The 13,480-nt window shown below is 52.3% G+C and carries 8 protein-coding genes and 1 tRNA gene; all 9 read left to right on the top strand.

Translation table 11 applies throughout. The annotated features are described in order from the left end of the window. Positions 1-91: 91 nt before the first annotated feature. The 9 genes from Q2J34_RS00575 (at position 92) to Q2J34_RS00535 (ending at position 13,331) form a co-directional block, all read left to right on the top strand. Positions 92-166 (top strand) — tRNA-Val (locus Q2J34_RS00575). Between the two features lie 229 nt (positions 167-395). Further along, positions 396-3,146, top strand: a complete 2,751-nt coding sequence (locus Q2J34_RS00570; RefSeq protein ID WP_300969009.1) for a carboxypeptidase regulatory-like domain-containing protein — start codon at positions 396-398, stop codon at positions 3,144-3,146. A 23-nt stretch (positions 3,147-3,169) separates the two neighbouring features. Continuing rightward, entirely contained in the window at positions 3,170-3,988 is an 819-nt protein-coding gene (locus Q2J34_RS00565) for a DUF5689 domain-containing protein (RefSeq protein WP_300969008.1), read from the top strand. A 55-nt stretch (positions 3,989-4,043) separates the two neighbouring features. Beyond that, the gene (locus Q2J34_RS00560; protein ID WP_298888257.1) at positions 4,044-5,678 is read left to right on the top strand and encodes a DUF5689 domain-containing protein; all 1,635 of its coding nucleotides are present in this window, start codon (positions 4,044-4,046) and stop codon (positions 5,676-5,678) included. A gap of 276 nt (positions 5,679-5,954) precedes the next feature. Further along, positions 5,955-7,208 carry a DNA/RNA non-specific endonuclease gene (locus Q2J34_RS00555; RefSeq protein WP_300969007.1) on the top strand — a complete coding sequence of 418 codons (1,254 nt, stop codon included), beginning with the start codon at positions 5,955-5,957 and terminating at the stop codon, positions 7,206-7,208. Positions 7,209-7,316: 108 nt separating this feature from the next. Then, complete coding sequence (locus tag Q2J34_RS00550) at positions 7,317-8,942, top strand: hypothetical protein (protein WP_298888253.1); 1,626 nt, start codon at positions 7,317-7,319, stop codon at positions 8,940-8,942. A gap of 335 nt (positions 8,943-9,277) precedes the next feature. Further along, entirely contained in the window at positions 9,278-9,547 is a 270-nt protein-coding gene (locus Q2J34_RS00545; protein ID WP_025882864.1) for a co-chaperone GroES, read from the top strand. A 51-nt stretch (positions 9,548-9,598) separates the two neighbouring features. Beyond that, on the top strand, positions 9,599-11,233 hold the full coding sequence (groL, locus tag Q2J34_RS00540) for a chaperonin GroEL (RefSeq protein WP_297167019.1): 1,635 nt from the start codon (positions 9,599-9,601) through the stop codon (positions 11,231-11,233). A 412-nt stretch (positions 11,234-11,645) separates the two neighbouring features. Further along, positions 11,646-13,331 carry an IS1182 family transposase gene (locus tag Q2J34_RS00535; RefSeq protein WP_300969006.1) on the top strand — a complete coding sequence of 562 codons (1,686 nt, stop codon included), beginning with the start codon at positions 11,646-11,648 and terminating at the stop codon, positions 13,329-13,331. Positions 13,332-13,480 lie beyond the last annotated feature (149 nt).

Genomic DNA, 13,480 nt, shown 5'->3' with positions numbered 1-13,480 from the left:
GATAGTTGGTGGGGTCGAAATTTTGTTGTAACTTTGCGGTACCAAATAAAAAACGGACTCCGACTGAGGAGCTGTTTGATGGGTAGATGTCGAGTCTTTAGCTCAGCTGGTTTAGAGCATCACCTTGACAGGGTGGGGGTCGGCGGTTCGAATCCGCCAAGACTCACAGGAACTAAGTTTGTTGTTTTAGTTTTTCGTACCAACGGGGACTATCGCTATGTTGCGGTAGTCCCCATTTTGACGTTTAGAAGGGGTGACATTGAGGTGAATTAACAGATAAGATGTCGGCAATAGGTCGTTTGGTCGGAAGAATATCTATATCTTTGCATTGCGAGGGGTGGATATGACCTATCCGCCCAGCAAAGCAAGTGTTGAATACGTTATAGAGATAGCAAATGCGACGAATACTACAAGTTATATGCTTGATGCTAGTAGCTCTCTACGGAGCTCAGGCACAGCAGATAGACAAAGCACGAGGGACAGTCTATGAGGAGCAGACGGGTACGCCCATACCCGCTGTCGATGTTACCTGGACTGCTGAGGGAATCACCTCGCAGGTGCGAACCGACGCCTCGGGAGTTTATACGATATCTTATAGTGGCACGGGCCGCCTCACGGTCATCTTCAATAAGTCGGGCTACCGTGCTGAGGTGCTCGAGCTGCAGTGGCCTCGTGAGGCTAACCGCCTAGAGCGTGTCACGCTCACACCGACGCTGACGGCTGCTGATATGGCAGACCTCATGACAACAGACTTCGTGATGGGTGATGATGGCGTGACAGCTGGAGATATTTCTCCGCTGCTGACCGCTTCGAGAGACCCCTATACGAATAAGGCTGGCTTCCAGTTTAGCCCGATGCGCTTTAGGGTGCGTGGCTACGATTCATATTACCAGTCGCAGTACCTCAATGGTATGCAGATGAATAATATGAACAACGGCTACTCCTCTTACTCCCTATGGAATGGGCTGAACAATGTGACCCGTGTGCAAAACAATGAGGATGGCTTGCAGCCGATCGACTACTCTTTTGGTAACATCGGCGGAACGATGAATATCCTGACGCGTGCCTCGGGCTATCGTCCTGGTACGACGCTTACCTGCTCAGGGAGTAACCGCACCTACAACTACCGCACGATGATAACGCACGCCACGGGTATGATGCCCGAGGGGTGGGCGATCACGGCGAGTGCTTCGCGTCGCTGGGGTAATCACTCCTATGTGCAGGGACAGTTTTACGATGCGTGGGGCTACTTCCTCTCGCTCGAGAAGCAGTTTACCCCGCAGCACTCTTTGGGCCTGGTGGTCCTAGCTGCTCCTACGGAGCGTGGTGTCGCTTCGGGTACGACCCAGGAGGTGTATAACCTGGTCGGGTCGAACTACTTCAACCCGAACGTAGGCTTCCAGGGTGGCAAACTGCGCAATGCACGTGTCCGCTCTAATCATGAGCCGATCATACAGCTGCAGCACTACTGGCAGATTAATGAGAAGAACAAGTTGACCACCGGTGTAGGCTACCGCTTCGGCTGGAATGCTTACTCGGCACTCAACTGGGGCAATGGTCCTGATCCACGTCCTGACTATTATCGCAACTTGCCTAGCTACTACGGCTACATGAGCGAGACGCAAGATCCTGACATGGCGGCTTACTATGAGGAGCTGTGGCACTCGGACTGCAACATGCGTTACATTGACTGGGATCGACTATACAATATTAATAGGAATAACTATCAAGTACTTTTCGATGAGAAGGGACGTCAGATCGCCGAGGGTAATCGGAGTATCTACGTCGTAGAGGATAGACGGTCGGATCAGCGTCAGTTTAACTTTGCTACTACTTGGAATGCACTCATCAATAAGCATCTCCGCTTTGACCTAGGTGCTAACTACCGCCTGAACCGCACGGCAAACTTTAACGTCATCGCCGACCTCCTCGGCGGAGACTACTGGCTAGACATCGACAAGTACTCCGAGCGAGACTTCGCTCAGGATCCCTCTAAGTCTCAGGTAGACCTTGATCATCCCAACCGAGTGGTCGGGGTAGGGGACAAGTATGGTCACAACTACCTAGCGCACATTCAGGAGGCTGAGCTGTGGGGCAACCTCTGGGGACAGTCTCGTCATGTGGACGGCTACCTAGCTTTTACCGCTGGATGGACGGGTATGCACCGCGAGGGATTGCAGCGTAGAGGGCTTTTCCCAGAGAACTCCTTCGGAGACTCGAAGCATCTGAACTTCCTCAACTATGGTGTCAAGGGAGGCATCACCTACAAGATCTCGGGACGTCACTACCTCGTGGCAAACGCCGCGTGGACGCAGCGTGCACCCTACTTCTCCGACATCTTCGTGTCACCTCGTACGCGTAATCAGTATGTGACTGATCCTCGTCCTGAGCGCATCCTGTCGGGCGATGTGAGCTACGTGCTGCGCTCGCCTTTTGTCAAGGGGCGTATCACAGGCTTCTACACGCACTTCTACGACAAGACGAAGAATATGAGCTTCTACGATGACGGCTACAGGGCTTTCTCTAACTATGTCTTGACAAATATCGAGTCGACCCACATGGGTGTCGAGGCTGGTATGGAGTTCAAGATCACGCCGGCTTTGACCGCTATCGCTGTGGTAAGCTACGGACAGTATCGCTATGCCAACAACCCTGACTACGTTCAGACGGTCGACAACAGTCAGAAGCTCCTCGAGCAGGATCGTGTCTATTGGAAGGGCTTCCACGTATCGGGTACGCCTCAGACGGCGGCAAACCTGAGCGTCTCATATCAGTTCCCCTTCTATATGTGGGCGGGACTTGATCTCAACTACTTCGGGCGTAGCTTCATCAGCTTGAACCCGATCCGTCGCACAGACAAGGCTCGCGCTAGTCTTGACTACGACTACGTTCGTCAGGAGGTCTTCCCCGGCGGCTTCACGCTTGATGCCAACGTGGGCTACTCGTGGCGCATCAAGTCGGGCGTCTACCTACGTCTCAACCTCTCGGCCTCTAACCTGCTCAACACGAAGACCCTCCGCAGCGGTGGTTACGAGCAGCTCCGTGTGCGCTACACCAAGGATGGCAAGATGATGAGACCTTTCGATAGTCGCTACTTCTACATGTACGGCACGACCTTCTTCTTCAACGCTGCACTACAATTCTAACCACCTTAAAACGGATGAATAGTATGACACATATATATAATAGACTCATCGTAGTGGTCGGCATGCTCGCCTTGCTGACGAGCTGTCAGTACAACAAGATTGACCCGCCACAGGAGCGAACTCCACGCCCCCTCTGGGAGCGTACGATGACGATTCAAGAGCTCAAAGCACTCTACCAGTCGAAGCCTGTACAGGTCGTACCCGATGCGGTAATCGTCGGACAGGTCATCTCGGACGATAGCGAGGGCAACATCTACAAGTCTATCTACCTACAGGACGAGACAGGCGGCATCGAGTTCAAGGCGGGGCTGGTCAACTCCAACCTCCTCTACAAGCGTGGCTCTAAGATAGCGATCCGCTGTCACGGGCTGACGCTCGGTAAGTATGGCGGTGTCGTCACGCTGGGCAAGAGCTCTACGGAGCCAAAGTACGAGAATGCCTACCTCCCCGAGCAGATGACTCCACGTCTGCTGCGTTGTGACAACATGCGTCAGCCACTCGTCTACCGCACGCTCACCATCCCGACGCTTTCACCTGAGTATACCAATACGCTGATACGTCTTGAGGGCGTACAGTTCGTTGATAGCGAGCTAGGTCAGACTTATGCCGATGCGGACAATAAGACGAGCGTCCCCGCTATGGAGCGTCAGATCGAAGACCAGCAGGGCAACCGTGTCGTGCTACGCTCGAGTAGCTACGCGCTCTTTGCTGGCAGACAGATCCCCGAGGGTTCTGGCAATATCACCGCCATCCTCGGCTACTTCAATGGGAAGCCTCAGCTCCTCATTAGCCTAGAGAGTGACATTAACTTCACCAGCCCACGATTTCAGACGACTAAGTAACGGAGGCTCCACGGAGCTTCGCTCAAGAATTTAAGAAACAGAGTTAGATCCAGATATGAAGACACTCAATAAACTTGCGACGAGACGACTACTCCTCGCTATCCTCACCATCGCTCCGCTGCTTGCTGTGACCAGCTGTAAGGATGAGATGGACTACTATGAGAAGCCCTACGTGACGCTCTCACCAAACTTCACCGACAATACGATCCCCTTCAAGCAGGATGGTGGTACGCAGCAGCTGACCATCGAGACCAATAGACGCTTTTCGATCACCTTCGGCGAGGGTGCCGAGTGGGTTTCGGCTACGCCTATGGAGGCGACCGAGGGAACGCACCAGATCACCATCACGGCTCTCCCCAACAGAAGCGAAGATGCTCGTGAGGCTCAGATGATCATCAAGACCTCTACGACGCAGCACGTCTACCTGATCATGCAGCTTGGCAGTACCGGCAAGGGAATCACCTACACCTCGCTCGCTGAAATCGCTAAGCTAGGTGAGGGGCTAGACCAAAACGGCAAGACCATCGACCAAGACCTGCGCATTCGCGCTACGGTCACGACTCATGCCGAGACGAAGCAGTTCCCCTTTGCTGGCTTCCACTACATACAGGACGCTGAGGGCAATGCGCTCGTCTTGACGGTGCCCAAGGGCGAGGATGCCTTGCAGTTTGGCGACGAAGTGACCGCTAAGCTCAAGGGTGCTAAGATCTCTAACTACAACGGAACGGTACAGCTACAGGTCTCACACGCACAGATGTCTATCGTGCCCAACAAGCCGATCGAGCCGATCGAGACAACGCTCGCTGAGGTCGTCGCAGGTAAGCACCCGAACCAGTACGTGCGTGTCAAGGAGGTTCAGTTTGTCAAGCCAGACGTACCCTTCTTTGACCCAGCTAGCACCTACTCCTCAACACGCCATCAGATTGTTGATAAGAGTGGTAAGAAGACCAATCTAGAGGTGTGGAAGACAGCTACCTTCCGTGATGAGAAGGTACCCTCTGGTAGCGGTAGCATCACGGCAATCGTGACGGTCAATAAGACCTTCTTCAATCTCCGCCCCACGCTACGTAGCGACATCAAGCTGGACCAGCCACGCTTCGACGTGGGTGGTGGCAATCAGCCCAACCCGAATCCTAATCCCAATCCCAATCCCAATCCTAACCCGCAGGGGAATATCTATGGTGTCGATCTCTCGCAGACGGCTCGTACGATACCCTTTGCAGATGACTTCTCTAAGGGAGGTGAGGATAATACAGACTTCAAGCTACCTGGCTGGCTCAACAAAGACTTAGTGGGTAAACGTAAGTTCCAGAAGAAATCATATGGCGGTGTGCACTATGCGCAGGCAAGTGACTATAAGTCGCCTGATCCTGAGAATAAGTGTGTCCTCGTCACGCCACGCCTACAGATGAAGGCCGGGAGTAGCTACACCGTTGAGTTGACTTATAGCACAGGCCACACCAAGGGTGCTACGCTTACTATACAGCAGCTAGACAAGGACGGCAAGCTGGTGAAGACACTAGAAGTGATCAACGACCAAAGCAGTCCTAGCGGTTACGGCAACCAGCACTACAAGAAGAGCTACACGATCTCAGGCTCTGCCGATGCGGGCTATATTGCTGTCCTCTATGCGGCTAAAGTTTCTGAGCGTACGGGTACGTACCAAGTGGAGGCACTTACGGTCAAGTAGCCTTCTTCTATAGCTATCTCAGGTAGCTTTCCTAACCAAGCGGAGCCTCTGAGCTTAACCTTGAGAGCCTCTTCCCCCGAGCGGGTAGGTCTCTCGGAAGGGTAGTCTCAGAGGCTTCGCCTTTTGTTATCCACTTTACTCCAAAGCCCCCCTTTACTCCAAAGAGCTATGTCCTCACTCCTATATAATAGAGCTTCATCTCGCCAGAGGAGACTGTTGCAAAAAGCAACAGTCTCACAATCGTGCTTGCAAGATTGTCCAGACTTTGCAGAAAGGATGAAGCGCAAGGCGCTGAGGGTGAGGTCTGAAGGAAGCATACCTCCGTATGTGACCGAAGCCGAATCCCGAAAGCAACACAGCGATTCGCCTTTATGCAACAGTCTCCTGATGCTCCTGCTCGTGGGCTGGATGGCACTCCTACTCGTTGGTTGTAAGCCACAAGGCACGTCACAGCCCGAGCTACCCACAGAGCTAGCCCTCTACGATCGTACAGGAGCTTCGATGCGGGTCGTGAGTGCTGAGCCGTTAGACTTCTTTGTGACAGTAGAGGCTCCGACTCGCTGGACGCTCTCCGCATCGCCCGAGATGTGGCTCTCCGTATCCCCCAGCGAGGGCCATGCGGGCAAGCAGGAGGTGATCGTCTCGATCTCTGCCAACGAGGGTGGAGAGCGCAAAGCTCAGCTGACACTCTCAGCCAATGGCAAAAGCGTCACTTACGCCATCACTCAGCAGCAAGCAGCTGGGCATACGGGTGGCAGTGGCGAGTATGGTAGCGAAACGATCCTGGGCGACGTCTCTCTCCTAGAGGCTCCCAAGCTCTCGGGGCGTAGCTCCGCTTACTACATCACCCACCGAGTAGAGCAGGGACAGCGTGTCAACTTCTCTGTCGAGTATGACGTCGTCTACCACCATCCTATCTGGGTCTGCTACAGTGCCGATGAGTACACTTGTCAGCGACACACCAAGCGCAGCAGTGACGCTTGGAGCTGGGATCCCTTTGTGCCTAGCCAGTACGAGGTGACGCAGAGCGCTTTCAAGGGGTATGACCGCGGACATATCGTCGCATCGGCCGATCGCCTTTACTCCAAGGAGGCAAACGAGCAGACCTTTTACTATACCAATATGAGTCCGCAGCGACGCAATCTTAATATAGGCGTGTGGCTACAGCTCGAGCAACTGGTACAGAAGTGGGCGCGCAATAGTCATCTGCGTGACAAGCTTTATGTGGTCAAGGGGGGTACCCTGCGAGATGGGGAGACCCTAGGCGTCACCGTGGGTGGCATCACCGTGCCGCGCTACTACTGGATGGCTATCCTGGCGCAGCGTGGCGACCACTATCAGGCGATTGCCTTCTGGGTGGAGCACACCCGTCCAGCTCAGGTGGACCGTCCTCGCACGGTCGCTATCTCTATCGACAAGCTAGAGGAGCGCACAGGGCTAGACTTCTTTCACAACCTCCCCGACAATATCGAGACCCGTGTCGAGGCCGCACACCCCACAGACGATCTCTCCCTCTGGCCCGGCATCTAGCGTCGATCGTCAACTTTGCGGAGTCTAAGTAATAGCCTCTCGTTGCATATCTCAAATTCATAGACTATCTTTGCTGTAGAGTATTCACATCTAACAATAAGACTTACTATGAAACAAACACAGCTACTCTTTTTGGTCCTCACATGGCTATCTTGTGTGACCTTAACAAATGCGCAGAGCCTGACTATCGAGACTAATCCGACAGACCTGCCCGACGAACTATCCAGCATGGCACTCCTAGGCTCTAGTGGCAATGGTCGCTACCTCTATGGTGCTCTGCGTGGTCGTGGCTTCGCTCTCGATACGAAGACAAACAAGTACGCCATCTATGGCGACGAGACGACCACTTGCGAGGTTGTCGGCATATCTTCTGACGGCTGGTCTCTCCTGCAGACAGCATCGGCTGGCGAGCAGTCTGGACTATCTAATGGGGTTGTACTAGTACCTCTAGACTCCACCAATGGGGAGCATAGCATATTCGTCACATCACCCGACCCCGATCACCCTTACTTCACACTCTGGCACCTGACCAGCGATGCTAAGTACTTTTGCGGTACGATCCTCGACTCAGGCTGGGAGTCTATACCAGTCATCGGAGAGCGTAGTGCTGATGGCAAGAGCTATAAGGTAAGCACGCTACCCGTCCCTGACAAAGACCCACTAGGCACTACCCCTCAGCAGTTTAGACTGATGTATGTAAGCGAGGATGGTGCTACACTAGTAGGCTTTCTAGTGGAGGAGAGTGGTAACCTGGCGACTGTCATGACCTATCAAAGAAAGGCTGATGGTACCTATGGTATACAGTTCCCCGCAGATGACGTGCTCTTTGACCACAGCATCACAGTGCCTCCATTCCCTGAGTATGACGACTATGTGACTGCGACCTCCGATCCAGACGATCCTAATTACGATGAGCAAAAGCTTAAAGAGCAGGAGGACGCTTACAACAAAGCGTGTGACGAGTACTACCGACTCTTCGACCTCTTCTCTCGTAATCTAGCGCTCAAGCAGCACTCCCTCGCAGTAGGTGGCAAGGGTCGCTATGCTTTGGTGACAGTCGTTGAGAATGGCGTGGACGATGAGGGCTTCCGCTTTACTAAGGCGGTCAAGTATCTCTCTGTAGACCTGACGAGAGGCAAAGCTGAGCTGGTCAATTATCCCGAAGGGACCTCCGAAGAGGTCAATCCTCGCGACCTCTTAGGAGAGCAGCGTGAGCTTCTCTATGCGTCTCCTGTCAGTGGCCGTTACTGGGATGCTTTCGTCTACACTCATGACCAGAAGACGCTCTCACTCGTAGAGTGGGTCAAGAGGGAGACGCAGCAAGACTTCTCCACCTTCTACTCCATGCCAGATCCCGTATCGGGCGAGTCTACCATCCATACAGGTTGGCCTGAGGTGAGCTTAGACGGCAAGACGGTAACGCTCTTAGGCCATCCAAACGAAGCCTCCAAGACTTATCGCAACAGCTACTTCCGCTTTGGGCAGAGCATCCTACCCATCGCACCCGTATGCGGTGCCATGAAGCAGGGCTTGAGATTTGACGGAGAGCTACTCCACGTCGCTGAGCCTAGTTGCATCTACCTCTTCAATGCACAGGGAGAGCTACTCTATCAGAGTGCACAGACCACGCAGCTAGACATGGCTCCTCTACGTCACACGTTGCCACAGGGCGATTACATCGTCCTAGCAGTCAATGCTCAGGGCAACTCAGCCTCACTCAAACTCTCGCTATAATCTCTCCGACTTTTACCGGACGGCATAAATAGTCAATAATCGACTTTGGTACGATAGCCACGTGGAGATCCACGTGGCTATTTTTATTTTCCACGTGGGGGGGGATTTAGAAATTAGAGGTTAGAGGTTAGAGATGATCGGAGCTGTCAGAGGTGATCGAAGTAGTCGGAGGTGTCGGAGTGCTTGGGAATGTGTGGCGTGCTATTCTGTCACGATACTTTTGTCAAGAGGGGCTTTCTCTCTTTTGGCACATTATTTGCTTTAGTCCTAATGCGTGCCTCCTGCATGGCGGGGGGCACGGCAAGTGAGACATTAATATATAACCAAGATAAACTATGACAATCAAACCATTGGCAGATCGCGTGCTGATCAAGCCCGCTACTGCAGAGGAGAAGACACAAGGTGGTATCATCATCCCAGACTCAGCAAAGGAGAAGCCCCTCAAGGGCGAGGTACTCGCTGTGGGCAAGGGTACGAAAGATGAGGAGATGGTCCTCAAGGTGGGGGACAAGGTGCTATACGGCAAGTATGCCGGCACGGAGATAGAGATCGAGGGCGAGAAGCTCATGATCATGAAGCAGAGCGACGTACTCGCTACGCTCTAGTCCACTCAGTCTTATCCTAATCAAGAATCAAGTAAATAGACAGATACAATTATGGCAAAGGAAATTAAGTTTGATATAGAGGCTCGTGACCTCCTCAAGCGTGGCGTAGACCAGCTATCAGACGCTGTAAAGGTGACACTTGGCCCGAAGGGTCGTAACGTGATCCTCTCTCGCAGCTATGGTGCTCCACACATTACCAAGGATGGTGTGACGGTAGCTAAGGAGATCGAGCTAGAGAACGAATTTGAGAATATGGGTGCCCAGCTCGTACGTGAGGTGGCATCTAAGACCAATGAGGATGCTGGCGATGGTACGACTACCGCTACGGTACTCGCTCAGAGCATCATCAATGTAGGTCTCAAGAACATTACCTCTGGTGCTAACCCTATGGAGGTAAAGCGTGGTATCGACAAGGCTGTCAAGGCTGTCGTTGAGAGCATCCGCAAGCAAGCTAAGGAGGTGGGTGACGACCTAGAGCAGATCGCTCATGTGGCTACCATCTCGGCTAATGGCGATGAGGAGATCGGTCAACTGATCGCTCAGGCTATGGAGAAGGTCAAGAAGGAGGGTGTCATCACTGTCGAGGAGGCCAAGGGTATCGATACGACGGTAGACATTGTCGAGGGTATGCAGTTTGACAACGGCTATATCTCTCCCTACTTCGTCACTGATCCTGAGAAGATGGAGTGCCGTATGGAGAAGCCTTACATCCTCTTCTACGAGAAGAAACTCTCGACCATCAAGGATCTGCTACCGCTACTAGAGAAGGTACTCCAGCAGGGTCGCTCGCTACTGATCATTGCTGAGGATATCGAGAGTGAGGCACTTACGACGCTCGTCCTCAACAGACTACGTGCTGGTCTTAAGATCTGTGGTGTCAAGGCTCCAGGCTTTGGTGATCGCCGCAAGGAGATCATGCGTGATATGGCTATACTCACGGGTGGTACTGTCATTAGCGAGGACACGGGCTTGACTCTGGAAAACACTTCACTAGATATGCTCGGTAGCGCAGAGACGGTTACCGTTGTCAAGAACAAGACCACTATCGTCAATGGCGACGGCTGCAAGGAGGATATAGCAGAGCGTGCTAACCAGATCCGTCATCAGATCGAGAATACGAAGAGCGACTACGATCGTGAGAAGCTCCAGGAGCGTCTCGCTAAGCTCTCAGGCGGTGTTGCCGTCCTCTATGTAGGTGCTGGCAGCGAGGTCGAGATGAAGGAGAAGAAGGATCGTGTCGAGGATGCCCTCAGCGCTACACGTGCAGCGATCGAGGAGGGTACCGTACCAGGTGGTGGTACCGCTTACATCCGCGCTATCTCTTCTGTCGAGAAGCTTAAGGGCGAGACCGACGATGAGCGCACAGGTATCGAGATCGTCAAGCGTGCTATCGAGGAGCCACTCCGTCAGATCGTATCTAACGCTGCTAAGGAGGGTGCTGTAGTCGTACAGCGCGTCCGTGACGGCAAGGGTGCCTTCGGATACAATGCACGTACCGACAGCTTTGAGGATCTGATGAAGCATGGTGTCATCGACCCAGCTAAGGTAACGCGTGTAGCTCTGGAGAATGCAGCTTCTATCGCTGGCATGTTCCTCACGACTGAGTGCGTCATCGCCGACATCAAGGAGGACAAGCCCGATCCTGCAGCTATGGCAGGTGCCGCTGGCATGGGCGGGATGATGTAATCCCCTGCGAGCCTATTCGCTCAGCTCTAGAGGCTGTGCGCTAGCATACACGCTGGCTCCAGTCGTCTAGGAGCAACAAACAAGAGAAGAGCCCTACGTATCAGACCGATACGTAGGGCTCTTGCGTGTATAGTATCAAAGCGATACGAGTAACGATTTGCTTTCTAAGTTCATGTGCAAGTAAAAATGCGAAGTTTTTTCTCGTTTCGGAAGCTCGGTCGATTTCTCTTCGGGTGAACCGCTCGGCGGGGTGGAAGCTCCCACCGTAGGGGGCTGTGTCAAAAGTCTCTCCCCCAGCAGAAAGTAAAAGACAGAGGATCTTGCATCTTTCGGTGTTTATTTTAGAGCTAAACACTTGCTTATCTAGTTAGTTTTTAGTAACTTAGCAGAATAAACGAGAGGTTCCTAACTAATGGAAAAACGACACTTCCGACCCTATATACAGAATCAGATAGTCCTTTTCCCAGAAAGAGTCGACAAGGACATTGCCGAGGATGATCCTGTGCGTTTCATCAGTGCTATTGTGGATGGTTTGGATTTAGAGCCATTCAAAAAACTTTACTACACGATGGGTCGCAGCCCCTATCACCCTAAGATGATGCTCAAGGTGATCATCTACGCCTATATGAACAATGTATACTCCTGCCGTGAGATGGAAAAGCGCCTCCTCAGAGATACGCATTTCATCTGGCTCGCTGGTGGTGAGAAGCCTGACTTCGTCACGATCAATCGCTTTCGCAATCGTGTCAAGCGAGAGATCAATGAGATCTTTACACAACTGGTACTCCTACTAGCAGAGAGAGGTCTGATCTCTTTAGATGTTGAGTATATCGATGGGACAAAGATCGAGTCTAAGGCAAACAAATACACCTTCGTTTGGCGAAAGAACGTAGAGCGCTATCGGTCAAACCTGATGGAGAAGTTGCGTGTCCTACTGCAACAAGTCGATGATGTCATCATCCAGGATCAGCAAGCCAAGCCAGAGGTCGTAGAGTTTACTCCGACTGAGCTGACCTCTATCGTGGAGGAGCTCAAGGAAGCTCTTGACAAGGAACCCGCTCCTGAAACCAAAGAGGCGAAAGCCGAACATAGAAAGCGCAAAAAGCAGATTAAAACCTTAGAGGAGCACCGAGACAAGCTAGCTGAGTACGACCAACGTCTCGACCAACTAGGCAAGCGCAACTCTATGTCTAAGACTGACCCCGATGCGACTTTTATGCGTATGAAAGAAGACGCCAAAGGTAAAGGTCTCGCTAAGCCTGGGTACAACCTACAGATTGCTACAGAAAACCAAATTATCACAGACTATGCTCTCTTTCCCAACCCCTCGGACACCTGTACTCTCATACCATTTGTAGAAAGCTTTCAAGAGCGTTACGATCATCTGCCGACCACGGTTGTAGCTGATGCAGGCTATGGTTCAGAGGAGAACTACCGCTTTATGGACGAGTCTGAAATGGATGCTTACGTCAAGTACAATTACTTTCATCAAGAGCAGCGTCCACGCTACAAAAACAACCCCTTTCTCCCAGAGCATTTATACTACAACGCTCAGGAAAACTATTACGTCTGCCCGATGGGACAGCATCTAGAGTTCCGTGAGACTACGACCACAAAGACCAGCACGGGCTATACTTCAGAGAGCTCTATCTACGAAGCAAAAAACTGTAGAGGTTGCCCATTACGAAGTCAATGCTACAAAGGAAAAGAAGATAGGCGCAAGATCAGCGTGAACCATCGCCTTAACAGCTACAAGCAAAAAGCTCGTACACTGCTCACCTCAGATAAAGGCATCAAGCATCGAAAGCGACGATCTGTGGAACCCGAGTCAGTCTTTGGACAGATGAAAAACAACATGCACTATCGGCGCTTCCGTCACTTCGGTCAAGACAAAGTTCTGATGGACTTTGCCTTTTTCGCCATAGCCTTCAATCTCAAAAAAGTGGCTGCCCAACTCAAGAAAACGCAAGAAAATGACCCTTTACCCTCTCAAGACGCCACTTCGAGAGGCAAAGAGGGCGTTGAGCGCTCCGAGACGATCACTTTTACACACTTCAAGCCCTACTTGTCGAAAAACGTCTTCAGCATCGCTGCTTAACAAAATTCCCAGCCTCCCCCCTCTCTCAAACGACAAATGGACTATTGACACAGCCCCGTCCTCACCTGAGCGCAGTCTATTCTGCGGGGCTGTGTCAAAAGTCTCTCCCCCAGCAGAAAGTAAAAGACAGAGGATCTTGCATCTTTCGG

This window comes from Porphyromonas vaginalis (assembly GCF_958301595.1).
Classification (GTDB): Bacteria; Bacteroidota; Bacteroidia; order Bacteroidales; family Porphyromonadaceae; genus Porphyromonas; species Porphyromonas vaginalis.
This window is presented reverse-complemented; position numbering and strand designations above follow the sequence as displayed.

Coding starts and splice junctions, on each gene's coding strand:
- Q2J34_RS00570 (WP_300969009.1), top strand. CDS start 396: ATGCGACGAATACTACAAGTTATATGCTTGATGCTAGTAGCTCTCTAC.
- Q2J34_RS00565 (WP_300969008.1), top strand. CDS start 3,170: ATGACACATATATATAATAGACTCATCGTAGTGGTCGGCATGCTCGCC.
- Q2J34_RS00560 (WP_298888257.1), top strand. CDS start 4,044: ATGAAGACACTCAATAAACTTGCGACGAGACGACTACTCCTCGCTATC.
- Q2J34_RS00555 (WP_300969007.1), top strand. CDS start 5,955: ATGAAGCGCAAGGCGCTGAGGGTGAGGTCTGAAGGAAGCATACCTCCG.
- Q2J34_RS00550 (WP_298888253.1), top strand. CDS start 7,317: ATGAAACAAACACAGCTACTCTTTTTGGTCCTCACATGGCTATCTTGT.
- Q2J34_RS00545 (WP_025882864.1), top strand. CDS start 9,278: ATGACAATCAAACCATTGGCAGATCGCGTGCTGATCAAGCCCGCTACT.
- groL (WP_297167019.1), top strand. CDS start 9,599: ATGGCAAAGGAAATTAAGTTTGATATAGAGGCTCGTGACCTCCTCAAG.
- Q2J34_RS00535 (WP_300969006.1), top strand. CDS start 11,646: ATGGAAAAACGACACTTCCGACCCTATATACAGAATCAGATAGTCCTT.